Source organism: Dactylosporangium sp. NPDC049742, assembly GCF_040674675.1.
GTDB lineage: Bacteria > Actinomycetota > Actinomycetes > Mycobacteriales > Micromonosporaceae > Dactylosporangium > Dactylosporangium maewongense.
In genome coordinates this window covers 38,230-65,110 of record NZ_JBFANF010000070.1, presented here as the reverse complement: position 1 = coordinate 65,110, position 26,881 = coordinate 38,230, and the positions used below count along the sequence as shown (strand labels likewise).

Genomic DNA, 26,881 nt, shown 5'->3' with positions numbered 1-26,881 from the left:
ACCAACCACCCGGGCGGGCAGAACGGCGAAGGCACCTGCGGCAGCTGCATCAACGTGCAGGTCAACACCGAGGACCCGACGAACCCGGCCACGGCGCACCTGCCGAAGACCTGGCTCACCATCGACGAGCTGTACAACTTCGACCACAACCCGCGAGCCGAGGTGCACACGCTGCTGAGCCTCGAGGAGTCGACGTACCGCCGCAGCCTCAACAGCGGCAACGCCGCGAACGCCCCACTGGCGCTGATGGGCGGCGACCACCCGATCGCATGGTGCCAGAACTACGACGGCGGCCGCGCCTTCTCACTCATCCTCGGCCACGACCGCGCCCAGTACTACCGCGAGGACTTCACCAAGATCCTGCTGGCCGGCATCAACTGGACGGCCGGCCAGAGCGAGGCGAACTGCTCGACCTTCCGGCAGACCCGCACGCTCATCACCGCGAACTCTGCCGCCGGCACCCTGGACCCGGAGTCCGCCGCGGCCGCCGCGGCGCTGCTCGACGACGCCCAGGCCGCGTACCTGCGGCAGGACTACAACGCCGCGGTCACCTCGCTCAACAAGATCATCGCGCTGGCCGGCTCCCCCGCCGCCGGCACCGACGCGGCGCGTAGCGAGCTCGACCGCCAGACCCGCCAGCTGCGGGACTGGATGATGGCCCTGAAGTAGCTCCCGCACCCGACCGACCTGCCGCCGGCTCCCCAACGGGCCGGCGGCAGGTCCGTTTCGTGGCTCGCCACGCGGCGAGCCCTCAGTCCGCCTTGGCCGCCTTCTCCGCGGCCCACTGGTCGAGCAGGGCCGGCAGCCGGTCCTGCACCCAGTTGTAGAAGTCGCGCATCCCGGCGAGCCGGGCGCCGGCGGTGGTGCCGGGCCCGCCCGCCGCGGCCGCGCCCAGGTCGGCGGCGTCGGCGAGGGTCTTCAGCAGGGTCATCTTGGCGACCGTCACCTCATACCAGGAATCGTCGACGAGCCGGTAGCGGTCGCGGCGGTCGCCGGGGACGTGCTCGCGGGCCACCATCGAGATCTGCGACAGGTAGCGCACGGCGCCGGAGATGGCCGCGGCGCTGACGCCCAGGCGGTCGGCCAGCTCGCCGGCGGTCAGCGACCGCTCGTCGGCGGCCATGAGCGTGAAGACGACCCGGCCGGCCATGCGTGGGAAGCCCCAGTCGCCGAGCAGCCTGGCCATGTCCTCGACGAAGGCCCGTAACGCCGCCTCATCTCGCATGTGGGATTCCATCCGTCAATTGTCCAACACGAACTTTCACACTTGTGTGAAATGAGTGTAGCGTCTGAAGCATGGAAAACTCCATTGAGGTCGCCGGACTGATCAAGCGGTTCGGCCAGACCACCGCGCTGGACGGCCTCGATCTGACCGTCGCGCAGGGCGAGGTGCACGGGTTCCTCGGTCCCAACGGGGCAGGCAAGACCACCACCATCCGGATCCTGCTCGGCCTGCAGCGCGCCGACGGCGGCACCGTGCGGCTGCTCGGCGGCGACCCGTGGCACGACGCCGTCTCGCTGCACCGGCGGCTGGCGTACGTGCCGGGCGACGTCACCCTCTGGCCCAACCTCTCCGGCGGCGAGGTCATCGACCTGCTGGGCCGGCTGCGCGGCGGGGTGAACCGGGCCCGCCGCGACGAGCTGCTCGAGCGCTTCGACCTCGACCCCCGCAAGAAGGGCCGCGCCTACTCCAAGGGCAACCGGCAGAAGGTCGGCCTCATCGCCGCGCTCGCCTCCGACGTCGAGCTGCTGCTGCTCGACGAGCCCACCTCCGGCCTGGACCCGCTGATGGAGGAGGTGTTCCGGCAGGTCGTCGCCGAGGAGACCGAGCAGCGCGGCCGCACCGTGCTGCTGTCCAGCCACATCCTGTCGGAGGTCGAGGCGCTCTGCGACCGGGTCAGCATCATCCGCCAGGGCCGCACCGTCGAGACGGGCACCCTGACGCAGCTGCGGCACCTGACGCGCACGTCCATCTCCGCCGAGCTGAGCACCCCGCCCAACGGCCTCGCCGACCTGGCCGGCGTCCACGACCTGCACGTGCGCGACCACCAGGTGCGGCTCCAGGTCGACTCGGCGCAGCTGGACACCGTGCTGCGCCAGCTGACCTCGCACGGCGTGCGCAGCCTCGTCAGCCAGCCGCCGACGCTCGAGGAGCTCTTCCTGCGCCACTACGAGACGGAGCCGTCGAAATGAGCGCGTTCACCGGCACCGGCGCCCTCGCCCGCCTCATCGTCCGCCGCGACCGGGTGCTGCTGCCGATCTGGATGCTGCTACTGGGCCTGCTGCCGCTGTCCCTCGCGTCCGGCACCGCGCAGCTGTACCCGACCGACGCCGGGCGGCAGGGCTACATCGACAACCTCGCCGGCAACCCGATGCTGCTGCTGTTCTACGGGACGAAGCCGGACAACGCGAGCCTCGGGGCGCTGATCTACTGGCGGGCCGCGACCGGCATGGTGATCATGGCGCTGATCGGGGTGCTGTTCGTCATCCGGCACACCCGGGTCGAGGAGGAGGCCGGGCGTCGCGAGCTGCTCGGCGCGACCGTCGTCGGCCGGCACGCCCCCGTCGCCGCGGCGCTGGTCACCATCTCCTGCGCGAGCGTGCTCGTCGGCGCGCTCGTCACGCTCGGCATGATCAGCCAGCACACACCGGCCGGCGGCGCCGCCGCCATGGGACTGGCCTGGGCGTGCGCCGGCATCCTGTTCGGCGCCATCGGCGCGGCCGCCGCGCAGCTCAGCGAGGGCGCGGGTGCGGCCCGGGGCATCGGCGTCGCCGTCGTCGGCGTCGCGTTCGGGGTGCGGGGCGCCGGCGACGTCGCCGGCGGTGGCCTGTCGTGGCTGTCGTGGGTCTCGCCGCTCGGCTGGATCTACCACGTGCGCGCCTACGCCGGCGACCACTGGTGGGTGTTCGCGGTCATCGCCGCCGCCGCGGTCGCCGTCACCGCGCTCGCGCTGCGCCTGTCGGCCCGCCGTGACGTCGGCGCCGGGCTGCTGCCACCGAAGCTCGGCCCGGCGGCGGCCGGACCCGGCCTCGCCAGCCCGCTCGCGCTCGCGTGGCGGCTGCACCGCGGCTCCCTGTACGGCTGGCTGATCGGCCTCGGGATCGTCGGCGGGCTGCTCTTCGGCGGCGTCGCGAAGACCTCTGGGGATCTGCTGGCCGACAACGAGCAGCTCAAGCAGATCATGGAGCGCCTCGGCGGCGCGTCCGGCGCCGGCGACGTGTTCATCGCCGGTTCGCTCGGCCTCGGCGCGATCGCGGTCGCCGCCTACGGCATCTCCGCGGCGCTGCGGATGCGCACCGAGGAGGCGGCGCTGCGCAGCGAGGCCCTGCTGGCCACCGGCGTGAGCCGGCTGCGGTGGGCCGCGTCGCACCTCGTCTTCGCGTTCCTCGGCCCCACACTCGTGATGATCGTGACCGGTCTCGCCGCCGGGCTCCTCTACGGCACGGCCACCGGTGCCGTCGGGCGGGAGGTCCCCCGCGTCCTGGCCGGCGCGCTGGTCCAGCTGCCCGCGATCTGGCTCCTCGCCGCGCTCACCGTGGCGGTCTTCGGCCTGGCGCCCCGCCGCGCACCGGCGATCGGCTGGGCGGCGCTGTCGCTGTGCGTGATCCTGGGGCAGGTCGGCGCCGCGCTGCAGCTGAGCCAGGCGCTGCTGGACGTCTCCCCCTTCACCCACATCCCCCACGTCCCGGGCGGGCCGGTCACCGCGGCGCCGCTGCTGGTCCTGACCGCGCTCACCGCGGCCCTGGTCGTCGCCGGCCTGGCCGGCTTCCGCCGCCGCGACGTCCCCATCACCTGAGCGGCCCGTCCTACCGCAGCACACGCCTGCCCCGGCTCCACCGCGATCGAGCGGCGCCCGGGGCAGGACGCCCGGCGGGGTCGCCGTACCCCGGCCGGATCCACGAACGAAGCGGCGCGTTCCGCCTCAACTCCGCGCGGTGGTCGCCGATGGGGAACTGTGTCCTCATCAACCAGGCCACCGGGGGCATGCTCACGCTCATGACCGGCATCGCACAGCAGGCGCACAACCTGCGCGACGCCGCCGACGACCTGGCCACGAACGCCTCGACGGTCACCCGCCACACCGCGGAGACCGCCCAGCAGGCGGTGCTGCTGTCCGGGTCCATCGACGACGTCACCGCCAACATGCGCGGCCTGCTGTCCGGGGCCGACTCCGTGCGGACCAGCATCGACGCGATCGCCGAGCGGGCCGGCAACGCCGGACGGGTGGCGCAGCAGGGCGTCACGACGGCCGCCGACACCCAGGTCAGCGTGACCCGGCTGGGCACGTCCAGCGCCGAGATCAGCGGCGTGGTCGCGTTCATCAACGGCGTCGCCGCCCAGACGAACCTGCTCGCGCTCAACGCCACCATCGAGGCGGCCCGGGCCGGCGCGAGCGGCAAGGGCTTCGCGGTGGTCGCCGACGAGGTGAAGGGCCTCGCCCAGCAGACCGCGGAGGCCACCGGCAGCATCGACGCGCAGGTGGCGGCCATCCGCACCGACGCGGAGGCCACCGCGACGGCGCTCGGCTCGATCACGAAGGTCATCCACGAGATCACCGGCCACCAGGCGGACATCACCGCCGCGGTGGACGACCAGCGCAACGTCACGGCCGAGATGACCCGGCGGGTCCACGACACCGGGGACACGACGCTCGCGCTGACCTCGACGATCAACGACCTGGCGCAGGCGGCGAGCCGCTCCACCGACGGCACCCGGCAGGTCGCCGACTCCGTCGCCGCGCTGGCCTCGATCGCCGCCAACCTCAGCTCGCTGACGTCCGCCTACGAGGCGGTGGCGGTCACCCGGATCGGCGCCGGTGCCTACGTACCGCCGCCGCCACCACCACCATCCACAGTGGACTCGACGGCCTCGGCCGCCGGTGCACCGCCCGCTGGACTGTTCTGAGCCCCCATCCGCGCTCAGCCCGCAGCACCACACAGGCCAGGCGCCCGGACGGTTCCGGACACCTGGCCTGTGTGCACGACGACCCGTGGTCGAAACGGGGACGGGGCGGAAGGTTCGTGAGCCGCCCGCTCTGCCGGGCCGGAGCCTCCTCCGGCTCTCTGAGCTACCGCCGTGCCACGTCAGCCTCGTCGATCGCGCCGGTCGGCGCAAGGCGTTATCGCCGCTGTGCCTGTCCGGAGAACACGCCGGTCTCCCGCAGGAGCCCGGCCAGCAGCGGCGACGACACCGTCACCCCGTGCACCAGATCCCGGGCCGGCGCCGGCAGCTCGGTCAGGCCCTGCCGGTACGGCTGCGTCCAGCCGGTGGCCTCCGGATCCACCCCGTGCCTGCGGCATGCCTGCCGCACCAGGTCGGCGTCGCACGAGTCGCCACCGAGCACGACGTCCCACGGCACCGGCAGGTCCGCCCACACCTGCACGTCCGCGTGCTGGTCGCGGCCCTCCAGCCGGTGCCAGGCGGCCACGTCGGCGGCCACCAGCGCGGGCACCTTGCCCGGGCAGCTCGCCTCGATGACGTCGTCGTACCCGAGTCCGCGCGTCAGGTTCAGCCAGCCGGTGCGCGCCTGGTTGAACGCCCGGGACGCACTGTTCCACGTCGACGAGTCGTCGCCGGCCCGCATGATCATGTGGGTGGGGTCGCGGCGCACGTCATAGGCGCGCCGCAGCGCCCGCGCCGACGCGGCGAGCTGCTCGTAGTACAGCCCCATCAGCCGGCCGCACTGCGTGTCGTCGAGCCGGTCCAGCACCGACCACCGCGTCAGCACCGACGCCAGCACCCACGGCCGGCAGGCCGGGCTGGCCAGGGCCGCCGCCAGCAGCTGCTCGGCGAGGGTGTCCATGGGCCGCGCCTGGCGCCCCGACGTGAACAGGGTCCGCATGTTCAGCCGCGCCACGTAGTACGCGGTGAACGCGGCGGTGGCCGGGCACGCGACGAAGTCCTCCTCGGTGACGAGGTACGCCAGCCGCGCCTTGCCGAACGCCACCGACGCCTCGCGGTCCCGCTCGGCGGCCAGCACCTCGGTGCGCTGCTGCAGGTGCAGCACGGCCCGCACCGCCCGGCGGTACGCGCGGACCGACACCCCGGGGAGCAGCTCCCGGCGGGTGGCGGCGGCCATCCTGTCCCGGGCGTCGGCGTGCCCGCCCCGGTCGCCCCGCGCCCCGGCCGGCTTGCGCAGCCGGTAGTAGGTGCCGCCCGACCACGAGATCGGCACCGGGCGGCGCGGGACCGTCCGGCGGGCCGGCCATGGATCCTCGTCGGGGAGGCCGAGCAGCGTCAGGGCCGACCCGAGCCACCGGCGCAGCGACGCCGGCTCGGCCGGGTCCGCCGCCACCGGCGCCGGTCGCGCCGCGGCGAGCGCGACGGCGTCCACCGCGACCTCGGCCGTCTCGTACGCCCTGGCCAGCCCCGGATGATGCCGCCACGTCGCCGGCATCGACGACCCGACCGGCGCGGTCCACACCGCCGGCCCGTTCTGCGCCACCGGCAGCTGGCGCGCCCGCAGGTACCGCATCATCGAATACAGGTCCCGGCAGCCCACCGCGCTCAGCCACCGCTGCGCGCCGAGCTCCACGATGTCCACCGCCACGTCCTGCGGCGACCGCCGCTCACGAATCCCGGCGTACAGGCGACGCAGGACGGCTTCTTCCGAACGCTGCTCCACGATGACCACCCAGCCCCGTCGTCACGACGGCCCGGTGGGCGACCGCCCCCGGACGCCGGTCAACCGGAGACCAGCCGAACAGTATCGGCCCGCACGAACGGTGCCGTCCAACCAATTCCGTCCTACGGCGCGCCCAGGCGGCGGATGACGACGCCGAGGAGGCGGGTGGTGGGGTAGTAGCCGGAGCGGCGGGAGTCGTGGGACACGACGGGGTTGTCGCCCAGCAGGACCACGCGGCCCGGAGGGACGTGGTTGCCCGGGACGGTGCGCAGGGCGGGCACGGTGTCGCGCGGGATGGGGTCGCCGGGGGCGGCGGCCACGCGTTTGACGATCCGCGCGGGCCGCTGGGGTGCCGGTGGGGGTGGGGGCGAGGCCGTGAAGACCACCACCTGGCCGCTGCGCAGCGCTGCCGGTGGGATCCGGCGGACCAGGAGGCGCTCGCCCGGGCGGTACGTGGGCAGCATGCTGGGGCCGTCGACGGTGACCGTCAGGTAGCGCCGGCGCAGCCACCACACGGCGCCGAGGGCGGCCAGCACCGCCGCGGCGAGCGGGAGCCACGTCATCCGTGCACACTGAAGGGCTCAGCGGGCTCAGCGTCGCGGTAGCCGGCCGCCTGGCGGGCGAAGAGCCGCGCGTAGGCACCGTCCGCGGCGACCAGTTCGGCGTGGGTGCCCTCCTCGGCCACGACGCCGTCGGCCAGGACCACGATCCGGTCGGCGTCGCGGACCGCGCCGAGCCGGTGCGACACGACCAGGCTGGTCCGGCCGGCCCGCAGGGTGCGCAGGTGGGTGTGCACCTGGTGCTCCGCCTCGGGATCCAGGCCGGCGCTCGGCTCGTCCAGGATCAGCAGGTCCCGGTCGCGGCGCAGGAACGCCCGGGCCAGCGCCACCCGCTGCCACTGGCCGCCGGACAGCAGCACGCCGGTGGAGGACCTGGCGTCCTCCGGTTCGGCGTCGAAGGCGCGGCTCAGCATCGTCCGGTACCCGCGGGGCAGCGCGGACAGGGTGTCGTGCACCCCGGCCTCCCGGGCCGCGTCGGCGACGCGCCGCGGGTCGGCGGCGGCGGACAGGTCGCCGACCGCGATGTTCTCGGTGGCGGTCAGCTCGTAGGACACGAAGTCCTGGAAGGCCGCGCCGATCCTGGCCCGCAGCTCCGCCGGCGGCACGTCCCGGATGTCCACGCCGTCCCAGCGGATCTCGCCGCGGGTCGGGTCGTAGAACCGGCACAGCAGCTTCACCAGGGTGCTCTTGCCGCCGCCGTTGCGCCCGACCAGGGCGACCGTCTGCCCGCACGGGATGGTCAGGTTCAGCCCGCGCAGCACCCACGGGTGGTCGGGGCTGTAGCGGAACCACACGTCGCGCAGCTCGATCCCCCGGCGCAGCCGCGGCAGCGGCCGGGGCGACGCCGGCACCGGCAGGTCGGGCTCGGCCGTGACCACCGCGACGTAGTGGTGGAACGTCAGCAGGTGCTCATAGGCCATCACCCCGGCCGACACGACCGTGCCCAGGGACGCCTGTACGCCGGCCATCGCGGCCACGAACATCGAGACGTCACCCACGCCGAGCCGGCCGTCGCCCGCGGCGAGGATCGCCCACACCAGGCCGGCCCCGGCGACCACCGCCGAGCTGCCCGCCAGCCCGCCCTGGACCAGCAGTTCGCGGCGGTCCATGCGGCGCCGGGCCGCGTCGGCCGTGCGCTGCTCGGCGAGCATCCGGCCGCGCAGGAAGCCGCCGAGGTCGAAGAGCCGGATCTCCTTGGCGGCGTCCACGGTGGACAGCAGGTTGGAGTAGAACAGGCCGCGCCGCTCCACGGGCCCGATCCGCCACAGCATGCCGGTCCGCTGGCGCGACAGGCGCAGCTCGATGAGCAGCGCCGGCACCGCCGAGGCGAGGACGACGCCGGTGAACGCCGGGCTGATCAGGGCCAGCGAGCCGACGAACCCGGCGACCGTCAGCCCGCTGCGGACTCCCGCCAGCGCGGTGTCCACGAGCCGCCCGGGGTTGGCCGCGCTGAGCACGCCCAGCCGCAGCCGGTCGAGGAACGCCGGGCTCTCGAAGCGGGCCAGCCCGGGAAGGCTCGACACCGCGGCGAAGATCTCGTCCTTGCCGCGCAACGCGGCCCGCCGATCCACCTCGCTGCGGAGGTACTCCGCGGCCTGCGCGGCGACGGCGAGGGCGGCACCGGCGGCGGCCAGGGCCAGCGCCAGCCCGAGCAGCCCCGCGGCGGCGCCCGGGCGGCCGGGCCCGGCGACCCGGTCCAGCACCTCCCGGGTGAGCCAGGCCATCGCGACCGGGGCGGCCGCGGTGACCACGGTCGCGGCGACGTACCCGAGGACGTGGCCGCGGGCCGCGCGCCAGACCATGCCGGCGGCCCGGCCGGCGGCGCCGGCGAGGGCGCGCCGGCCCGGTCGCGGTTCGGCTGCCGCAGCGGTCACGCCGCGGTGCCGACCGGGAGCCGGGACACCGCCGCGACGACCGCGGACAGCGTCGCGTCGGCGCCGAGCACGCAGAACCGGGGGTACGAGGTCACCCCGAACGCGCGGGCGACCGGCGGCCTCGCGCCTTCCAGGACCACCCGCGCCACCGGCGCGAGCTGCGCGATGAGGGCGTCCGGGTCGCTGTCGTGGGCGTTCACGACGGCCAGGACCCGCTGGCGGTCCTGGCCGCTGGCCCAGGCGAGGAAGTCGGGCAGCTGCGCCTGGCAGCCCTTGCAGTCCGCGGCGAGGAAGGCCACGACGGTCGACGGCGCCAGGTCGTCCCGGCCGACCGGCTGACCGTCGGTGGTGGTGGCGTGGAAGTCGGCGACGGTGTCACCGGCCACCGGGTCGGATCCGGCCGGGCCCGCGGCGGGTGCGCTGCCGACGAACTCGTACACCGCGTCGATCAGCTGCGTCTGCTCGCGCAGCCGGCGGATCATCCCGAGGCACAGCAGCAGGTTCAGCACGCACAGGGCACCGACGAGCGCCACGACGACTATGAGGAGGGGCATGGAAACCGCCTTTGCATCTGCCGGTCGACCGGCGAACGGGTGGGAAGGACCGGGCCGCAGACCGCCGGTGCCCGCGGACACCGGCGATCCGCGGGGCTCACTGCCGGTTCAGCACGGGATGTACGTGATGCAGCTGCCGCAGTGGTGGGAACCGTTCGGGTAGTAGCAGCAGTACCTGCCACTGTTCCGCGCACTGCAGCACTCGTAGTCGCAGTCCGCTGCCCGGGCCACGGTGTGTGGCACGACCATGCCGAGGATCCGGTCGGCTACCGCGCCGACCACCTTCTTGGCTGCACGCATGTGCACCTTCCCTTCCGTCGTACGGATGAGTGGAGGCGCCGACCTGTGATCTTCGGCCGGCTGCCCACAGCATGCGACGGAGACCGAAGTCGATTCGTTAATGAATTGTTGGCATCCGGCCAGCACGAGTGTTAGATAGACATCGCTGAGTCAGGCATTGACGCCGGGCGCTGCCAACGGGGGCGGTGGCATGGAGATTCGGTTGCTCGGTCCGGTGGAACTGCGGCTCGACCACCACGTGGTGGACGCCGGGCCACCGCAGCAGCGGCACGTCCTGGCGGTGCTGGCCGCCGACGCCGGCCGCCCGGTCACCACCGAGCTGCTCATCGACCGGGTGTGGGACGAGGCGCCGTCCGGTGCCCGGCGCACCCTCCAGGTCTACCTCACCCGGCTGCGCCGGCTGCTGGCGCCCGACGGCGACGCGCCCGTGCTGCCCCGCCGCTCCGGCGGCTACGTGCTGGACGTCGCGCCCGAGCGGATCGACCTGAACCGCTTCCGCGACCTCATCGACCGGGCCCGCGGCCGCCCGGACGGCGAGGGAGTCGCGCTGCTGCGCCGGGCGCTGAACCTGTGGACCGGCGAGCCGCTCGCCGGGGTGCCGGGGAGCTGGGCCGAGCGGATGCGCAGGGCGTGGCGCCGCCAGTACGTCGACGCCCTGGTGCAGTGGGCCGAGGCGGAGCTGCGCTGCGGCAACGCCGGCACGGTCCTCGGCCCGCTGACCGAGGCGATCGGCGAGTATCCGCTGGTCGAGCCGCTCACCGCCGTCCTGATGCGGGCCCTGCACCTGACCGGCCGGACCGTCGACGCGCTGGACTGCTACGCCGAGCTGCGCTACCGGCTCGTCGAGGAGCTCGGCGCCGACCCGTCGCCGGAGGTGCGGGAGGTGTACCGGGCGATCCTGCGGCACGACGCACCCGACGGCGGGCTGCCCCGCCCGACCTGGCGGACGCCCGCGCAGCTCCCGGCGGACGTGCCGGGGTTCGTGCCCCGCGACCCGGAGCTGGCCCGCCTCGACGAGCCCGCCGCCCTGCTCGTGCTCTCCGGCACCGCCGGGGTCGGCAAGACCGCGCTCGCGGTGCACTGGGCGCACCGGGTCCGCGACCGGTTCCCCGACGGGCAGGTCTACCTCGACCTGCGCGGGTTCGGCGCCGGCGCGGCCCCGATGGGCAGCGCCGAAGCGGTGCGGCTGTGCCTGGACGCGCTCGGCGTGCGGGCCGAGTCCGTGCCCTCCGAGCCGTCCGCCGCGATCGCGCTGTACCGCACCCTCGTCGCCGGCCGGCGGATGCTGATGCTGCTCGACAACGCCCGCGACGCCGCCCAGGTGCGACCAATGCTGCCCGGCACCCCCGGCTGCCTGGTCGTGGTGACCAGCCGGGACCAGCTCACCGGCCTGGTGGCGGCCGAGGGCGCCCGGCCGGTGCCGGTCGACCTGTTCTCGCCCGGTCAGGCGCGGCAGTTCCTGGCGCGGCGGCTCGGCACCGACCGGGTGGCCGCCGAGCCCGGCGCCGCCGAGCTGATCGCCGAGCGGTGCGCGCGGCTGCCGCTGGCCCTGGGGGTGATGGCCGGCCGGGCCGCCGCCCATCCGGACTTCCCGCTCGCCCGCTGGGCCGACGAGCTGCGGGTCGACCGCCTCGACATGCTGGACGCCGGGGATCCGGCCACCGACGTGCGCAACGTGCTCTCCTGGTCCTACCGGGCGCTGCACCCGCCGGCCGCCCAGCTTTTCCGGCTGCTCGCGCTGCACCCGGGCCCGGACATCGGCGCCGCGGCGGCCGCCAGCCTGGCCGGGCTGCCGGCCGAGCGGACCAGGTCCCTGCTGGCCGACCTGACCCGCGCGCACCTGCTCACCGAGCACAGCCCCGGCCGGTACGCCATGCACGACCTGCTGCGCACGTACGCGGCGGAACTGACCGGCTGCTGCGACTCCGACACCGAGCGGGCCGCCGCGGTGGGCCGGATGCTCGACCACTACGTGTACTGCGGGCAGGCCGCGGCGCTGCGGCTGGAGCCGCACTGTCCCCGCCTGGTCGCGGACCCGCCGCCGGCCGGGGTGCTGGTCGAGCCGTGCACCTGCGAGCGGCGGGCGCTGGCCTGGTTCACCGAGCACCGGCAGGCGATGCTGGCCGCGGCGACGCTGGCCGCCGAGGCCGGGTTCGCCCGGCGCGCGTGGCAGCTGGCCCGGGTGCTCGCCGGGCTGCTGCACAACCAGGGACGGTGGCAGGATCTCATCGCGGTCGGGCGGCTCGCGATCGAGGCGACCGAGCGGCTCGGCGAGCACCGCGAACGCGCCTGGGCGCAGCGGTTCCTCGGGTGCGCCCAGGCGCACCTGCGGCGGTACGGCGAGGCCGAGGCGGCGTACCGGGCGGCGCTGGACGGATACGAGCGGCTCGGCGACACCGCGGGCCGCGCGGGCGTGCACTTCGCGCTCGCCCGCCTCGCCGAGTCGCGGGGCGAGTGGCCGCTGATGCGCTCGCACAGCGCGTCCGCGCTGCGGCTCTACACCGAGGCGGGGCACCACCTGGGCCGCGGCCGGGCGCTGAACCTGGTCGGCTGGGTGCACGCCAGGCAGCGCGAGTGGGCGGACAGCCTGACCCACTGCCGGCGCGCCCTGGCCCTCCAGGACGAGCTGGGTGACCGCAGCGGCCAGGCGGCCACCCTGGACAGCATCGGGTACGTGCACCACCATCAGGGCGAGTACGCCCGCGCGCTGGAGTGCTACGAGCGGGCGCTGGCGCTGTGCCGCCGGTTCGGCGACCGGTTCAGCGAAACCAAGGTGCTCACCCACCTCGGCGACACGCACCTGGCGTCCGGCCGGCCGGACGCCGCACAGGCCGCGTGGCGGATCGCCGGCCAGATCCTCGCCGACCTCGGCGACGCCGACGCGGAGCAGGTGCGCGCCCGGCTCACCACCCTGACCGGCGTGGCCGGCTGACCGTTTGAAGGTGACGATGTCATACCTGTCGTTGGGACTGCTGGCGGCGCTGTGCTGCGTGTTCGCCGCCTCCGCCTGGAGCAAGCTCCGCAGCCGCGCCGCCCAGCAGGCGTTCGCGGAGTCCCTGCGCCCCGTGCCGCTCGTCCCGGCCGGCCACCTGACCGGCGTGGCGATGGCGGCCACGGTGGCCGAGGCCGGCCTGGTGGCGGGGCTCGCCGCGGCGGCGGTGGCCGTGACCGGCGGCTGGCCGCCCGCGCGGCCCCTCGCGATGGCGGTGCTCGCCCTCACCGGCGCCCTGCTGGCCGTGTTCACCACCGGCGTGGCGCTCGCCGTGCGCCGTGGCACCGGCGCCCGCTGCGCCTGCTTCGGCGCCGCCGAACGCCCGCTGAGCGCCCGCCACCTGGTCCGCAACGGACTCCTGCTGGCGGCGACCGGCACCGCGGCGCTCGGCATCGCCATGACCGGGACCCAGCCGCCCGACCTGGCCGGCACGACGGTGGCCCTCGCGACGGGCGCCGTCTGCGGCCTGCTGGTGATCCGCCTGGACGACCTGGTGGACCTGTTCACGCCGCCCCCGGCCCGCCGACCCGCCGCACGACCCGGGCAGGACCGCCGCGCCTGACCTCCACGGGGCTGTGCCTAGAGGCGGGTGGTGCAGGTGGCGGCGTGATCGGTCAGCCACTGCAGCGCGGGCGCTATCCCATCCACGTCCTCGTCCGCGCCGCATCCGGTGCAGCGCTCAGTAAGGTATCCGGAGAGGTTCATCTCGATCCACGCCTCTGCTCCGCCGGCCGTCGTGACAATGTCCGACACGATCTCCCGATATTCCTCCATGCCCTCATCGTGCCGCCGCAGCCGCCTGCTACACCGCCGGAGTCCAGCGTCGTGCGTGCCGGACGGCGCAGCCACCCGATGAATAGCCCGGACGTTCTGCATCGCCGACGCGGACATCAAGGCCGGCGGCCGGGGTAGCTCCGACGGATGAAGACGATTGGTGGCGCAGCCTCGGCGATCGTCCTCGGGCTGCTGGGAACCTCGCTCACCGCCTCCGCGGCCCCCGCGGCGCCGGCGGGGTGCGGCGGGAAACCGACGATCGTGCTGGTGCACGGCGCGTGGGCGGGCACGTCAAGCTGGAGCGGGGAGGTCTCCCGCCTGCAGGGCAAGGGCTACACGGCGCGGGCGATCGCCAACCCGCTGCGCGGGCTGACCGGTGACGCGGCGTCCGTCTCCGAATTTCTCAAGTCGGTGCACGGGCCGGTGGTGCTGGTCGGGCACTCCTACGGCGGCGCGGTCATCACCAACGCGGCGGCCGGCAACACCAACGTGAAGGCGCTGGTCTACGTCGACGCCGCCGCGCCGGCCGTCGGGGAGACGACCGGCGGGCTGAGCGGGTCCGGTTCGGCGTTGAACCAGAACGCAACCGTGCTGTTCGACAAGGTGGGCACGGACCTGTACCTGAAGCAGCCGGTGTTCGTGCACTCGTTCGGGCCGGACCTCGCGCCCGGCCAGGCCGACGTGCTGTGGGCGAGCCAGCGCTCGGCCGCGACCGCCGCGTTCTCCACCCCGTCGAAGGCAGCCGCGTGGGAGAGCATCCCCTCGTGGTACGTCATCGGGGGCGCCGACAAGATCATCACGCCGGCGTCGCAGGAGTCGATGGCGCACCGGGCCAAGGCACACATCCGCACGGTGCCGGGCGGGTCGCACCTGACGCTGATCTCCCACCCCGACGCCGTGACCGACCAGATCCTGGCCGCCACCGAGCACGTCTGCTGAGGCCGGGTCGTTGCGCCGCGCCCGGGCGTCCACATGTGGCGCCGTCTCCTTGCGTGGCGCGAAGCACGTCCACGTTCGTTCACGGCGTCGGCAGGCTCCACACCGTCGTCATCGGCTCGTCGTCGACCCACAGCTGCGCGGCGAACAGGTCCTCGTCCAGCCCGACGGCCGCCTCGACCGCTTCGGCGTCGCCGGGCAGTGCGATCCAGGCCTCCGGTCGCAGGTCCGCGTCGCAGAGCAGGAGGCCGCTCTCGTACGTCTTGAGCACGGCCCGACGGTCGCCGAGAAAGAACCCGTGCCAGTCGAAGTGGTCACCGACGTCCAATGTGGACGGATCGAGGACCGCCACGCGCTGCCGACCGGGCCAGGACAGGACGCTCGCCCGTGCGTCGTAGGTCGGGCGTGGCGGCGAGCGCCCGGCCGCCGTCGGGGACGTCGAGCGCCCGGCTGACCGCCGTGCCGAGCCGGGCCACCCGCCCGCCGCTCAGCACGAGTCCGCCGTCGAGGACGAGCCCCGGGTGCTCCGCCACCAACTGTGGAACGATCATCCGCACCACACCAGCCTGGCACACCAGCGCCGCCGCTCCTGTACGCGGTGCGCGCCGGGGGTGTGCCCCGGCGCGACCGCTGTGGCGCTAGCTTCCGCAGATCAGGTAGAGGGTCAGGTTCCAGTTGCCGGCGTAGCCGGCGTGGAACTCGTCGGCGGCTGCGGACATGTCGTCGCTGCTGTAGATGTTCAGGGTGCTGGGCAGCACGTTGCCCAGGCCGCTGTCGATCGCGAACCCGCCGCCGAAGGTGCCCTTCGGGCTCGTGCTCTCGTCGCAGTGCCAGTTCAGCGACTGATGCGCCGTGCTGGTGAGCGGGCCGGTGTCCCACGACACCAGTTGCAGGCCCGCGGGGGTGTTCGCGCAGATCGCGTACGCGGTGAGGGTCCAGCCGCTGTGTGCGCTGCCCGGGACGCGGTACGCCTTGGCCGTCACGGTCTTGAGGTTCGCCGACGGGATGACGTCGTCCAGCACGACCTCGCCCTGACCGTTGTTGACCTTGGCGCCGGCCCCGATCACGCTCTTGCCCGCCGGGCAGGACGCCGTCGTGGCGGTGGCCGAGGTGGTGGCGGCCGCCGAGGTGGCGCTGACCCGCTGCCAGCCCGGCAACGGGGCGGCGCACTGGGCCCGCACCGTCAGCGACCAGTTGCCCGCGTAGCCGTCGACCTCGCGCAGGGTCGCCGTGAACCCCGAGCCGTCGGCGTTCGGCTCGAGCTGGTCGAGCCCGACCCAGCCCTGGGCCGCCGGGTTGGCGGTGAGATAGCCGGCGCCGCCGGTGACCACGGTGCCGGGCGGGCAGGCCTTCGAGTAGGTCTTGTCGCTGCTGTTCGCGGCCGTCGTGAAGCCGACCGTGACCAGGCCCGCCGGGTCGGCCGATGCCGGTGCCGGCCCGAGCGGGACGACCGCGGCGACCGCGACGACGGCGCCCACGCCCACGGTGACCAGGCGTCGGTGGATGTTCATCGGTTCCCCTTCCAGTTGAGGTGTGCCACCACGGTGGGCCCGGCCGCCGGGGCGCGCCGCCGAAGCTGAACCCTGCTGAACATCGACGGTTGAACATTGTTGAACTGTTGGGTTTGCGCGGACGCCTTGCCAGAAAGCCTGATGTACATCTATGAACTGTCGATGGCGGACGACCAGGCTGCGCCGGATCTTCCGGGGATGCTGCACCAGCTGCGGCGGCGGGAGGCCCGGCGGCGGGGCGGCGCGGAGCTGACCTACCGGGAGCTCGCCGCGGCCACCGGCTGGTCCCTCGGGATCGTCGCGCAGTACTTCTCCGGCAAGTCGCTGCCGCCCGTCGACCGGTTCGACGTCCTCGTCCGGCTGCTCGGCGCCTCGCCCGCCGAGCAGGGCGTCCTCGCCACCGCGCGGGACCGCGCGGAGGACCACCGCCGCCGGAACACCGGGCCGGTCCGGGCCCAGGAGCCGGCGCGGCGGGCCGAGGTGCGGCTGCTCGGGCCGCTGGAGGTGGCCGGGCCGAAGGGCTCGACGGTCCTGTCCGGGGCGCGCCAGCGGGCCCTGGTCGGTGTGCTGGCGCTGGCCGCCGGCCGGGTCGTCACGCAGACCCGGCTGCTCGACGCGCTCTGGGCGGAGGCGACGCCGCGGACCGCCGTCGCCACGCTGTACAGCCACGTCGCCCGGGTCCGGCAGTCCCTCGACGCGTGCGGGCTGCCGGGCGTGCTGCTCACCCAGGGCTCGGGGTACCTGCTCGCGGTCCGGCCCGACGAGGTGGACGCCCACCGCTTCGAGCGATGGGCCGCCGAGGCCCGCCGGGCGCTGGCCGCCGGTCAGGCGACCGAGGCGGCCAGCCGCCTGCGCCTGGCACTGGCGCTGTGGCGCGGCGAGGCGCTCGCCGACGCGGACCCGGTGGGCTGGGTCGCGGCCGAGGTGGACCGGCTGCACGAACTGCGGCTCGGGGCGCGGGAGGACCTGTGGGACGCCCGCCTGCGGCTCGGCGAGCACGCCGCCGCCGTCGACGAGCTGGAGAAGGCCCTGGTCACCCATCCGGTGCGGGAGCGGCTCGTCGAGCTGTCGATGCTCGCCATGTACCGGTGCGGCCGGCACACCGACGCCATCGAGGCGTACCAGCGGCTGCGGGGGCGGCTCGCGGAGCGGCTCGGGGTGGAGCCCGGTCCGCGGGCGGCGGCGCTGTACGCGTCGGTCCTGCGCCGGTCACCGGTGCTCGATCTCGAGATCTCCCAGCCCGGGGTGACCACCCCGGCGCAGCTGCCGCCGCGGGTCGGCCACTTCGTCGGGCGCACCGCCGAACAGTCCGCACTCGACGGGCTCCTCGGCGGCCCGTCGCAGGTCGGGGTGGTGTGCGGTCCGGCCGGCATGGGCAAGACCGCCCTGGCCGTGCAGTGGGCGCACCGGGTCGCCGGCCGGTTCCGCGACGGGCAGCTCTTCCTCGACCTGCGCGGTCACGACCCGGCGACCGCGACGCCGGCCGCCGAGGCGCTGACCCTGCTGCTGCTCGGGCTCGACGTGCCGGCCGCGCAGATCCCGGCCGACCCGGTGGCGCTGCTCGGCCTGTACCGGTCGGTGCTGCACCACCGCCAGGTCCTCATCCTGCTCGACAACGCCGCGACGGCGGCCCAGGTGACCTCGCTGGTGCCGCCGTCGGCCGGCAGCCGGCTGCTGGTGACCAGCCGCCACCAGCTGGCCGGCCTCACGATGGACCACGCGGTCACCCTCGTCGACCTCGACGTGCTCGCGGCCGGTGAGGCCCTGGCCCTGCTCGGCCGCGTGATCGGCACCGACCGGATCGCGCGGGAGCCCGGCCCGGCCGCGGCGCTCGTCGAGCTGTGCGGCCGGATGCCGCTGGCCCTGCGGATCGCCGCGGCGAAGCTGACCGTCCATCCGCCGCGACCGATCGCCGAGCTGGTCGCCGCGCTCGCCGGCACCGACCGGCTGGCCACCCTGACGGTCCCCGGCGACTCCCGCAGCGTCCGGACGGTGTTCACCAGCGCCTACGAGGCGTTGAGCCCGCTGGCCGCACGCACCTTCCGGCGGTTGGGCCGCCATCCCGGTGCCACGTTCACCCCGGCGCTGGCGTCCGCCGTCGCGGGTGCCCGCGAGGCCGAGGCACGGCAGGCCCTCGGCGAGCTGCTCGGCGCGCATCTCGTCGTGGACACCGGCGGCGGCCGGTTCCGGTTCCACGACCTGATCCGCCTGTACGCGGCGGAACGGGCCGGGCCGGAGGAGGCGGCCGCGGCCGACCGGCGCATCGTCGAGTGGTACCTCGTCGCCGCCGACGCCGCGAACCGCGTGTGCGACCCAGCGCGGGACCGGGCCGGAGCGGTGCCCGCCGAACCGCCGGTCGAGGTGCCGTTCCCGCCGGACCGGGGCCACGCGCTGGCCTTCCTCGACGCCGAGCGGGCCAACCTGCTCCCCGTCGTCCGGCACGCCGCCGAGCGGGGGCACGACCGGGCGGCCTGGCAGCTGGCATACCTGCTGACCGGCTTCCAGATGCTGCGCGGCTGCTGGCCCGACCAGCTCGAGACCTACCGCCTGGGCCTGTCCGCCGCCGAGCGCGACGACGACCTGGCCGCCCAGGCGCTGATGCGCGGCCTGCTCGGCATGGCCCTGAACACGGCCGGCCGGCACGAGGAGGCGCTGGAGCACCTACCGGCGGCGCTCGGGTTGCTGCGTGCCGTGGGGTACCGGCGCGACGAGGGCCTGGCGCTGAACAACATCGCCGTGGCCCACTGCGAGCTGGGCCGGCTCGACGCGGCGGCGGGCGCGTTCGGTCAGGCACTGGACCTGCACCGCACGGACGGCCACCTGCCGGGTGTCGCCCTCGCCCTGAACAATCTCGGTCACGTGTACACCCGGATGGGCGAGCCGGACCTCGCGCGCGAGCACCTCTGCCGGGCGCTCGCGCTCGCCCGCGAGATCGGTGACGCGCCCATGGAGGCGCTGACGCTGACCAGCCTCGGCGAGATCCACCTGGCCGCCGCCGACCACGAGGGCGCGCTCGAACAGTTCACGGCGTCGCTGGCGATCCGGCGGAGGATCGGCGCCCGGGGCGTGGAGGCCGAGACGCTCAGGTTCATCGGCCTCGCCCACCTGGGTCGCGGCGACCGCGCGGCCGCCGCGACCCAGTTCCGCCGGGCCCTGGCGCTCGCCCGCGAGCTCGCCGACCGGCACCTCGAGTCCGTCGTCCTGGCCCACCTACGGACCGTCGATGGTGACCACCGCGACCGCGTCGACGACGGTGCCGGACGAGACCGCGACGATCCGCACCGTGAACCAACGGCTCGGGGTGCCGGCCGGACGCGGTAGCAGGGTCACGTCGAACGGGACGCGCGTGGCCCCGGCCGGGACCGTCTGCGTCCGCTCGCCGACCGGGACGTAGTCGACGCCCGCCCTGGCCGTCCCGTCGCCGGTCTGCCACACGTAGGTCAGCGTTGTCGGCGGGGGCGGAGGCGGCGGCGGGCACAGGTAGCCGTGGCCCAGCATGGGGACGACGCCGTCGTCCACGGCCCAGACCAGGCCGGGGCCGTCGTCGTCGAGGATGCGCCCGTTCGCGGTGCCACGCTGCACGACGATGCCGGCGCTGGGTGCGGTGAGCCGCACCGTGAAGTCCTCGAGCGGGGCCTCCCGCACCCGGTCGTCGGCGATCCTCGCCACGATCGACCGGACACCGGTGTCACCGACGTCCCAGCGCAGCACCCCGTCCGGCAGCGCGTAGTCGGCCGACGGCAGGGCGCTGCCGGGCGTGACCGTGAACTCCACCGCGCCGGCGGCGGCGCACCCACCCGAATACACCAGGAAGGTCAGCGTGCCGGCGCGCTCGCCGGCCGTCACCTGCGGCTGGACGGCGACCGTGCGGCGGCACGGCTCGGCAGCGGCGCTCCGCCCGGGCGGTGCCGGCGCGACCGCGACGGCGAGGGACACGACGGCACCTGCGGTGAGTGCCTGCCTCAGTCTTGGCGTCATGTGACGCATCGTCGGCCGCCGGCCTTGTGCCGAGCTTGTGGCGGGCTGCCTCGCGCCGAGCTTGTGAAGGCTGCTTTTAGTGTGCGGGCGTGCCGGGCGCGAGCAGCGCTTGCAGGGCGGTGGCGGCGGCGGCCACGACCTGGGTCAGGTCCTCGTCGGCGAGGGTCGGCACGCGGACGATGCGGCGGGCGACGACGACGCCCATCAGCATGGCGGCGGCGAGAGCGACGCGCAGGCGGGTGTCCGGGTCGTCGCGCAGGTGGGCGTCGACGCCCTTCATGAGGCGGGCCTCGACGAAGTCGCGGAGCTGGGTGGCGGCCTGCTCCTGGGCGATCGCGCCGCGGAGCATCGCCAGCAGCGGCTCGGAGGCCTCCGGGTCATCCTCCCAGACGCCGAGGAACGCGCGGGCGACGCGCTCGCCGATCTCCTCCGACGGGCCCCGCCACGCGTCGGTCATGCGGTCGAGGGCGGCCGGCGGCACCGACATGACGGCGCCGAAGAGCTCGTCCTTGGACTTGAAGAACTGCATGGCGAGGGACGCGTCGACCTCGGCGTCGGCGGCGATGCGGCGGATCGTGGTGGCGGTGAAGCCGTCGGCGGCGAAGCGCGCCCGGGCGGCCTCGAGGATCGCCTGCCGGGTCGCGCTCTGCCCGGGCCGGCGGCCGCGTCGCACCGTCTCCTCCATCACGCCCAGTCCCAGCCCCTGCAGCCAGGCGACCGGTACGGGATCCTGAGCGATTTCGAGCCCGGCACCCGGACCCTGGAGGCGGGGTTCCAGATCGCGCCGCCGTTCAAGCCGATCCCGATCGACATCGTCCTGGAGAAGGACGTCGCCGTGACGCTCCGCGACGGGGTGACGATCTACGTGGACGTACTGCGGCCGGCCGGGACCGAACCGGTGCCGGTCATCGTCGCCTGGAGTCCGTACGGCAAGGGGCAGGGCACCTCCACCAGCGTGATGGGCGTGTTCGGGCTGGTCGGCCTGGACCACGGGATCGTGTCGGGGCTGGCGAAGTTCGAGGCGCCCGACCCGGCGTACCGGTGCGCGCAGGGCTACGCGATCTGCAACCCGGACATCCGGGGCGTCGCGAACTCAGAGGGCGACAGCGTCCTGTGGGACCGGCAGGAGGGCCGCGACTGCTGCGACCTGATCGAGTGGCTCGCCGTCCAGGAGTGGTGCACCGGCAAGGTCGCGATGAGCGGCACCTCCTACCTCGCGGCCTCGGGGCTCGCCCGGCAGCTGCGGGACCACAGCTTCCTCGGCCTCGGCCAGAAGGAGGACATCGTCGCCGAGGCCGAGCGGTTCCCGCAACCTCCTCGGCCCGATGATGCCCCGGCTGCTCGAGTACACCCCCGCCAGCACCGGCCGCCACGTCATCCACACCGGCGGCGAGCACGCCTCCTACCTCCAGCTGCCCGTCCAGGCGCGGTAGCCCGCTTGCCGGGACCGTGTCTCAGGGGTGAAGCTGGCCGCGACGGCGAACCTCGACCGATGGTGGTGGGGCACGATGCACGGCGAAGCGACCCGCACGGCGTTCCGGACCTGCCCGCTGTGCGAGGCCGTGTGCGGGCTGGAGCTCACCGTCGCCGGGGACAGGATCGTGGCGGCGCGGGGGGATCGGGAGCATGTGCTCAGCGCCGGGTTCGTGTGCCCGAAGGGGGCCACGTTCGGGCAGCTGGTGCACGACCCGGACCGGCTGCGCCGGCCGCTGGTGCGTGGCGCCGACGGCCGGCATCGCGAGGTGGGCTGGGACGAGGCGTTCGCGGCGGCCGCGGCGGGGCTCGCGAAGGTGCAGGCGCGGCACGGGGCGGACGCGGTCGCCGTGTACCTCGGCAACCCCAACGTCCACACGATGGCCGGGCCGCTCTACGGCGGGCCGCTCGTCAAGGCCCTCGCCAGCCGCAACGTCTACTCGGCCAGCACCGTCGACCAGATGCCGAAGCACGTCTCGTGCGGTTACCTGTACGGCAACCCCGACGCCATCCCGGTGCCCGACATCGACCGGACCGACCTGCTCGTCCTCATCGGCGCGAACCCCCTGGAGTCCAACGGCAGCCTGTGCACGGCGCCCGACTTCCCCGGGCGGCTCGCGGCCGTCCAGGCCCGGGGCGGGCGGGTCGTCGTCGTGGACCCCCGGCGGACCAGGACCGCGGCCGTCGCCGACGAGCACGTGTTCGTCCGGCCCGGCGGCGACGCGCTGCTGCTGTTCGCGCTCGTGCACACCCTGTTCGACGAGGACCTCGTCGCGCTCGGCCGCCTGGAGGGGCACGTCCGCGACGTGGAGCGGGTGGCGGGCCTCGCGAAGGACTTCCCGCCCGAGACCGTCGCCGCCGCGTGCGGGGTGCCGGCCGGGGACATCCGCCGGCTCGCCCGCGACCTCGCCGCCGCGCCGTCCGCCGCCGTGTACGGCCGGATCGGCACCTGCGCGGTCGAGTTCGGCACCCTGACGAGCTGGCTCGTCGACGTCGTCAACGTGCTCACCGGCAACCTCGACCGGCCCGGCGGCGTCATGTTCCCGCTCGCGCCGCACGCCCGGAAGGCCACGGAGCCGGGCGGCAAGGGCTTCCGGGTCGGGCGGTGGACCAGCCGGGTCCGCGGCCTGCCGGAGGTCAAGGGCGAGCTGCCGGTCGCGACCCTCGCCGACGAGATCACCACGCCCGGCGACGGGCAGGTGCGGGCGCTCGTCACCGTCGCCGGCAACCCGGTGCTGTCCACGCCCAACAGCGGGCAGCTCGACGCGGCCCTCGGCGGGCTCGAGTTCATGGTGAGCGTCGACCCGTACCTCAACGAGACCACACGGCACGCCGACGTGATCCTGCCGCCGACCGACCCCGCCCGGGTCGGCCACTACGACTTCGCGTTCCTGACCCTCGTCGTGCGCAACACGGCCGTGTACTCGCCGCCCGTGCTGCCGAAGGACCCCGGCGGCATGGACGAGGCCGACATCCTCGCCCGCCTCGCCGGGGTCGACCACGAGCGGCTGCTCCTGCAGCTGCTGCAGCGGGCCGTCGCCGACCCCGGCTCCCCCGTCCACGGCCGGGACGTCGCCGAGCTGCGGGCCCTCGTCGGCGGCGACGGACCCGCGGAGCGGCTGCTCGACGTGCGGTTGCGGCTCAGCTCGTACGGTGAAGGCTTCGGCGCCGACGAGTCCGGGCTGACGCTGCGGAAGCTCCTCGACCACCCGCACGGCGTCGACCTGGGCCCGTTGCAGCCACGGGTGCCTGAGGTGCTGCGGACCCCGAGCGGGCAGGTCGAGCTGTGCCCCGCGCCGATCGCCGAGGACGTCGACCGGCTGCGGGCGGCCCTCGACCGGCCGAGCGACGGGCTCGTCCTCGTCGGCCGGCGGCACCTGCGGTCCAACAACAGCTGGATGCACAACGTACCGGGGCTGATGAAGGGCAAGGACCGCTGCACGCTGCAGGTCCACCCGCACGACGCGGCCGCGCTGCGCCTCGACGACGGCGGCCGGGCGACGGTCGCGTCCCGCGTCGGCACGCTCACCGTCGCCGTCGAGATCACCGACACGGTCATGCCGGGCGTGGTCAGCCTGCCGCACGGCTGGGGGCACGGCGCGCCCGGCACGCGGGCCGCGGTCGCCGCCGCCACACCCGGCGTCAACAGCAACATCCTCACCGACGACCACGCCATCGACCCGCTGTCGGGCAACAGCGTCCTCAACGGCATCCCGGTGACCGTCTCCCCCGCCCCCTGAACAAGCCCCGCGACCGCGACACCGGGCCGGCGACCACAATCGCGACGCCAGGCCGGCGACCACAACCGCGGCGCCGGGCTGACGGCTACGACCGCGGAAGCGGGCCGGCGGCGGCCCGGCGCAGGAGGTACCGGCGCTCGGGGTCGGTGCGCACCAGCCGCAGCGACGCCTCCCAGGCCGCGCCGGCCTCGCCGGAACGGCCGAGGCGCTGCAGCAGCTCCGCCCGCACGGCCGGGACGAGGTGGTGGCCCGGCAGCCGCTCGCCCGCCTCGTCGGTCAGCGCCAGCGCCAGCGCGGGGTCGCCGGCCTCCGCGACCGCCACGGCCCGGTTGAGCCGCACGACCGGCGAACCGGTGCGCGCCTCCAGCCGCGCGTACAGCCCGGCGATCCGCGCCCAGTCGGTGCCGGCCGCCGTGACTGCCTTCGCGTGCTCCGCGGCGATCAGCGCCTCCAGCGCGTACCGGCCGGCGCCCTCGTCGTCGCGGACGAACGCCAGCAGCTCGAAGCCGTGCCGCAGCTCGGTCGGGTGCCAGCGGGACCGGTCCTGCTCGGACAGCCGGACCAGGTGCCCGTCGGCGTCGACGCGGGCGTCGCGGCGGGCGTGCTGCAGCACCATCAGCGCCAGCAGCGCGACCGGCTCCGGCTCGTCCGGCAGCAGGAGGCCCAGCTCGTAGCCGAGCCGGATCGCCTCCTGCGCCAGCCGCGGCCGCAGCAGCGCCGGCCCGCCGGTGGCCCGGTAGCCCTCGCTGAACAGCAGGTACACCGCCGTCAGCAGCCCGTCGAGGCGGCCGGCGAGGTCGGCCGGCGCCGGTGCCCGCAGCGGGATCCCGGCCTGCGCGATCTTCTTCTTCGCCCGGGTCAGGCGCGCCGCCATCGTCGGCTCCGGCACCAGGCACAGCCGCGCGATCTCGGCCGTGGTCAGGCCCGCCCCGAAGCGCAGCATCAGCGCGGTCCGCGCGTCGGGTGCCAGCGCCGGGTGGCAGCAGGCGAACAGCAGCCGCAGCCGCTCGTCGCCGACCTCGTCCCCGGCACAGGCTTCGGTGACGGCTTCGGTGACGGTGCCGGGCGCGTCGACGACCAGCAGCGGCAGCCGCTCCCGGTCCGCCTCCTCCCGCCGCACCCGGTCGAGGGCCCGCCGCCACGCGGCGGTCATCAGCCAGCCCGCCGGGTTCGCCGGCACGCCGTCCCGGTCCCACCGCTCGACCGCGGCCGCGAACGCGTCCTGCAGGCTCTCCTCGGCGAGGTCGAACCGCCGCAGCCGGGTGACGAGCAACGCGAGCAGGCGCGGCCAGTGCTCCCGGTACGCCTGCTCGACCGCACCGCTCAGCTGGACTCCTTCGGGCCCGGCACCATCGGCCGCACCTCGACCACCCCGGACGGCAGCGCCCGGGCCAGCGCCAGCGCCTCGTCCAGGTCCGCCGCCTCGATCAGGTAGAACCCGGCCAGCTGCTCCGCCGTCTCCGCGAACGGCCCGTCGGTGACGCTGACCTCCGCGCCGTCGCGCCGCAGCGTCGTCGCCGCCCCGGTCGGCGCCAGCTCCGCCCCGCCGACCAGCGCGCCGCGCTCCACGAGCAGCTTCATGAACCGCTCGTGCCTGGCGTAGATCTCCCGCCGGGCCGCCTCGTCGGCCTCCTGCCACACCCGTTCGTCCCCGTAGAGCAACAGCGCGTACTGCATGACTCCTCCTTCGTCCGTTGCCACCATGACGCGGCGACGGGCCCGAATTCGACAACCGGCCCGACAAATCACGCGGCCGGTCCGGTTGCACGCCGGCTGCACGCGCGGGGCGGCACAGTGCCGGCATGTTCGCACCCTTCCGGCGGCACCGGACGCACGCGCTGCTCCTGTCCTGCGCGGTCCTGCTCGGCACCACGGCCGCCTGCGGTGATCGCGAGGGGTCGCCGGGCTCGGGCGGCGGGGACACCGAGCTCGTCAAGGCGCTGGGCCGCCTCGCCGACACCGAGAACATCCGCACGACCGTCCGTTTCGCCGACGAGGCGGTCACGATGCACTTCCCGCGCAAGACCGGGTCGGTGAAGTGGCGCGGGCTCATCGGTCGCGGCAGCGCCCGGCTCCAGCCGGAGGTCATCAGGCTGCCCGACTACGACATCCGGCTGGACAACAGCGAATACGTCGTGACCGCCGGGACGTCGTCGCGCGACGTGTCGCTCGTCGCCGGCGGGCAGTTCCCGGTCGAGATCACCGGCAAGCTGGTCGCGGCGGGCTGGCGGGACGACGGCGGTGCCCTCGTCGCCCCGCCGGTCCTCACCGACGACGGCCTGCATTTCCTGAGCATCGCCCTGCCCCGCGTCCACGGCGAGGGCGGCGACCTGTTCGTCGGCGGCGACGACGCGAACTGGGACGACGTCCGGGCCGCTCCGGAGCGCTCGCTCGCGGCGAACCCGACGTTCCGCGCGCTGGCGGGCTGCCTCGGCGACGTGGTCGCCGCGTACTTCCGGACCCGGACGCGGGACGAACGGGCCTACGTGATCGCCGCCGGGGTGCGCCGGGCGGGCGCCGGCTCCGGCAAACCGGCGAAGGTCGTCGTGTGCTCGTCGTGGAGCACGGCCGAGGACATGGACCGCTCCGTCACCGAGCAGCGGCAGGAGTACGCGCACGACCGGCCGGCCGAGGTGTTCCGCGACGTCACGGTCACCGCGCTCGGCGGCGCGCTGAACATGGTCCGCGCGACGGCGGGCTCCGCCGAACCCGACGCGATCCTCGCCATGGTCGACGACGGCAACGCACCCGGCATGCAGTACGGCTGACCGCCCGGCCCGGCCACACTGGGAACGCTCCCATTGACAGGCCGATCGACATCGATCACCCTGCCTATCGGTATCCCCCGATGGAAGGATGTCATCGATGGTTCAAACCATGGGTCGGCTCGCCGACCGCGTGCTCGCGCGCCTCGCCCCGACCGCGGAGGCGGACGCGGGATGCACGTACGAATGGGAGACGTGCTACTGCAAGGGTGGCCTGCGGTACCGCCGCAAGTGCATGTACGGCTGCTCGGGCGTGCCGAATCACTGCTACTCCTGCACGGTCACCGGCACGTGCTGA

25 protein-coding genes and 1 pseudogene are annotated in these 26,881 nt (G+C 74.7%); 12 read left to right on the top strand and 14 right to left on the bottom strand.

What is annotated here, in order from left to right:
- The coding region (locus AB0J72_RS49285; protein WP_363412989.1) for a ThuA domain-containing protein at positions 1-669 on the top strand (669 nt) is incomplete at its 5' end.
- Between the two features lie 82 nt (positions 670-751).
- Here AB0J72_RS49285 and AB0J72_RS49280 read toward each other — a convergent pair.
- Positions 752-1,225 (bottom strand): MarR family transcriptional regulator, encoded by a 474-nt coding sequence (locus AB0J72_RS49280; RefSeq protein ID WP_363412988.1) that lies wholly within the window; start codon positions 1,223-1,225, stop codon positions 752-754.
- 71 nt (positions 1,226-1,296) lie between these two features.
- Here AB0J72_RS49280 and AB0J72_RS49275 point away from each other — a divergent pair, with 71 nt between their 5' ends.
- From AB0J72_RS49275 to AB0J72_RS49265, 3 genes are all read left to right on the top strand, one after another.
- Positions 1,297-2,193, top strand: a complete 897-nt coding sequence (locus tag AB0J72_RS49275; protein WP_363412986.1) for an ABC transporter ATP-binding protein — start codon at positions 1,297-1,299, stop codon at positions 2,191-2,193.
- Positions 2,190-3,797, top strand: a complete 1,608-nt coding sequence (locus tag AB0J72_RS49270; protein WP_363412985.1) for an ABC transporter permease — start codon at positions 2,190-2,192, stop codon at positions 3,795-3,797. The genes AB0J72_RS49275 and AB0J72_RS49270 overlap by 4 nt, the downstream gene beginning before the upstream one ends.
- Positions 3,798-3,946: 149 nt before the next feature.
- Positions 3,947-4,906, top strand: coding sequence for a methyl-accepting chemotaxis protein (locus AB0J72_RS49265; RefSeq protein WP_363412983.1), 960 nt, complete (start codon positions 3,947-3,949; stop codon positions 4,904-4,906).
- Positions 4,907-5,120: 214 nt separating this feature from the next.
- On the opposite strand, the gene AB0J72_RS49260 is transcribed toward AB0J72_RS49265, so the two are convergent.
- The 5 genes from AB0J72_RS49260 to AB0J72_RS49240 all read right to left on the bottom strand — a co-directional run bounded on the left by AB0J72_RS49260 (position 5,121) and on the right by AB0J72_RS49240 (position 9,914).
- The gene (locus AB0J72_RS49260) at positions 5,121-6,626 is read right to left on the bottom strand and encodes a hypothetical protein (protein WP_363412981.1); all 1,506 of its coding nucleotides are present in this window, start codon (positions 6,624-6,626) and stop codon (positions 5,121-5,123) included.
- A 122-nt stretch (positions 6,627-6,748) separates the two neighbouring features.
- Positions 6,749-7,189 (bottom strand): S26 family signal peptidase, encoded by a 441-nt coding sequence (locus tag AB0J72_RS49255; RefSeq protein WP_363412980.1) that lies wholly within the window; start codon positions 7,187-7,189, stop codon positions 6,749-6,751.
- Positions 7,186-9,060, bottom strand: coding sequence for an ABC transporter ATP-binding protein (locus AB0J72_RS49250; RefSeq protein ID WP_363412978.1), 1,875 nt, complete (start codon positions 9,058-9,060; stop codon positions 7,186-7,188). The genes AB0J72_RS49255 and AB0J72_RS49250 overlap by 4 nt, the downstream gene beginning before the upstream one ends.
- Positions 9,057-9,614 (bottom strand): hypothetical protein, encoded by a 558-nt coding sequence (locus AB0J72_RS49245; protein WP_363412977.1) that lies wholly within the window; start codon positions 9,612-9,614, stop codon positions 9,057-9,059. Before AB0J72_RS49245 ends, AB0J72_RS49250 begins: the two co-directional genes overlap by 4 nt.
- Positions 9,615-9,722: 108 nt before the next feature.
- Entirely contained in the window at positions 9,723-9,914 is a 192-nt protein-coding gene (locus tag AB0J72_RS49240; RefSeq protein WP_363412976.1) for a hypothetical protein, read from the bottom strand.
- A gap of 190 nt (positions 9,915-10,104) precedes the next feature.
- Between AB0J72_RS49240 and AB0J72_RS49235 the strand changes: the two genes are divergently transcribed.
- Both AB0J72_RS49235 and AB0J72_RS49230 read left to right on the top strand, forming a co-directional pair.
- On the top strand, positions 10,105-12,846 hold the full coding sequence (locus AB0J72_RS49235; protein ID WP_363412974.1) for a BTAD domain-containing putative transcriptional regulator: 2,742 nt from the start codon (positions 10,105-10,107) through the stop codon (positions 12,844-12,846).
- Between the two features lie 16 nt (positions 12,847-12,862).
- Complete coding sequence (locus AB0J72_RS49230) at positions 12,863-13,468, top strand: MauE/DoxX family redox-associated membrane protein (RefSeq protein WP_363412995.1); 606 nt, start codon at positions 12,863-12,865, stop codon at positions 13,466-13,468.
- 17 nt (positions 13,469-13,485) lie between these two features.
- Here AB0J72_RS49230 and AB0J72_RS49225 read toward each other — a convergent pair whose 3' ends face one another.
- The gene (locus AB0J72_RS49225) at positions 13,486-13,680 is read right to left on the bottom strand and encodes a hypothetical protein (protein ID WP_363412973.1); all 195 of its coding nucleotides are present in this window, start codon (positions 13,678-13,680) and stop codon (positions 13,486-13,488) included.
- 147 nt (positions 13,681-13,827) lie between these two features.
- Here AB0J72_RS49225 and AB0J72_RS49220 point away from each other — a divergent pair, with 147 nt between their 5' ends.
- Complete coding sequence (locus AB0J72_RS49220; RefSeq protein WP_363412972.1) at positions 13,828-14,619, top strand: alpha/beta hydrolase; 792 nt, start codon at positions 13,828-13,830, stop codon at positions 14,617-14,619.
- A 79-nt stretch (positions 14,620-14,698) separates the two neighbouring features.
- Here the strand turns inward: AB0J72_RS49220 and AB0J72_RS49215 are convergent, their stop codons facing one another.
- The 3 genes from AB0J72_RS49215 to AB0J72_RS49205 form a co-directional block, all read right to left on the bottom strand.
- Entirely contained in the window at positions 14,699-14,968 is a 270-nt protein-coding gene (locus tag AB0J72_RS49215) for a hypothetical protein (RefSeq protein WP_363412970.1), read from the bottom strand.
- Positions 14,931-15,167 (bottom strand): hypothetical protein, encoded by a 237-nt coding sequence (locus AB0J72_RS49210; RefSeq protein WP_363412968.1) that lies wholly within the window; start codon positions 15,165-15,167, stop codon positions 14,931-14,933. The genes AB0J72_RS49215 and AB0J72_RS49210 overlap by 38 nt, the downstream gene beginning before the upstream one ends.
- Before the next feature lie 87 nt (positions 15,168-15,254).
- Positions 15,255-16,127: a hypothetical protein gene (locus tag AB0J72_RS49205; RefSeq protein ID WP_363412967.1), complete on the bottom strand. Its 873-nt coding sequence runs from the start codon at positions 16,125-16,127 to the stop codon at positions 15,255-15,257.
- 141 nt (positions 16,128-16,268) lie between these two features.
- Here AB0J72_RS49205 and AB0J72_RS49200 point away from each other — a divergent pair, with 141 nt between their 5' ends.
- Entirely contained in the window at positions 16,269-19,448 is a 3,180-nt protein-coding gene (locus tag AB0J72_RS49200) for a BTAD domain-containing putative transcriptional regulator (protein ID WP_363412965.1), read from the top strand.
- Here AB0J72_RS49200 and AB0J72_RS49195 read toward each other — a convergent pair.
- Together AB0J72_RS49195 and AB0J72_RS49190 are read right to left on the bottom strand one after the other, a co-directional pair.
- Entirely contained in the window at positions 19,338-20,105 is a 768-nt protein-coding gene (locus AB0J72_RS49195) for a Calx-beta domain-containing protein (RefSeq protein ID WP_363412964.1), read from the bottom strand. The two genes, AB0J72_RS49200 and AB0J72_RS49195, sit on opposite strands and share 111 nt — an antisense overlap.
- A 76-nt stretch (positions 20,106-20,181) precedes the next feature.
- Positions 20,182-20,778: a TetR family transcriptional regulator gene (locus tag AB0J72_RS49190; RefSeq protein ID WP_363412962.1), complete on the bottom strand. Its 597-nt coding sequence runs from the start codon at positions 20,776-20,778 to the stop codon at positions 20,182-20,184.
- Positions 20,779-20,940: 162 nt separating this feature from the next.
- Here AB0J72_RS49190 and AB0J72_RS49185 point away from each other — a divergent pair.
- Together AB0J72_RS49185 and AB0J72_RS49180 are read left to right on the top strand one after the other, a co-directional pair.
- A pseudogene (locus AB0J72_RS49185) lies at positions 20,941-21,342 on the top strand (CocE/NonD family hydrolase); the annotation flags it as partial.
- A gap of 223 nt (positions 21,343-21,565) precedes the next feature.
- On the top strand, positions 21,566-23,818 hold the full coding sequence (locus tag AB0J72_RS49180) for a molybdopterin-dependent oxidoreductase (protein WP_363412960.1): 2,253 nt from the start codon (positions 21,566-21,568) through the stop codon (positions 23,816-23,818).
- An 85-nt stretch (positions 23,819-23,903) separates the two neighbouring features.
- On the opposite strand, the gene AB0J72_RS49175 is transcribed toward AB0J72_RS49180, so the two are convergent.
- Positions 23,904-25,145: a sigma-70 family RNA polymerase sigma factor gene (locus AB0J72_RS49175; RefSeq protein WP_363412993.1), complete on the bottom strand. Its 1,242-nt coding sequence runs from the start codon at positions 25,143-25,145 to the stop codon at positions 23,904-23,906.
- On the bottom strand, positions 25,142-25,495 hold the full coding sequence (locus tag AB0J72_RS49170; protein WP_363412958.1) for a YciI family protein: 354 nt from the start codon (positions 25,493-25,495) through the stop codon (positions 25,142-25,144). The genes AB0J72_RS49175 and AB0J72_RS49170 overlap by 4 nt, the downstream gene beginning before the upstream one ends.
- 125 nt (positions 25,496-25,620) lie before the next feature.
- Between AB0J72_RS49170 and AB0J72_RS49165 the strand changes: the two genes are divergently transcribed.
- Both AB0J72_RS49165 and AB0J72_RS49160 read left to right on the top strand, forming a co-directional pair.
- Entirely contained in the window at positions 25,621-26,586 is a 966-nt protein-coding gene (locus AB0J72_RS49165; protein WP_363412957.1) for a hypothetical protein, read from the top strand.
- Positions 26,587-26,683: 97 nt separating this feature from the next.
- Complete coding sequence (locus AB0J72_RS49160) at positions 26,684-26,881, top strand: hypothetical protein (RefSeq protein WP_363412955.1); 198 nt, start codon at positions 26,684-26,686, stop codon at positions 26,879-26,881.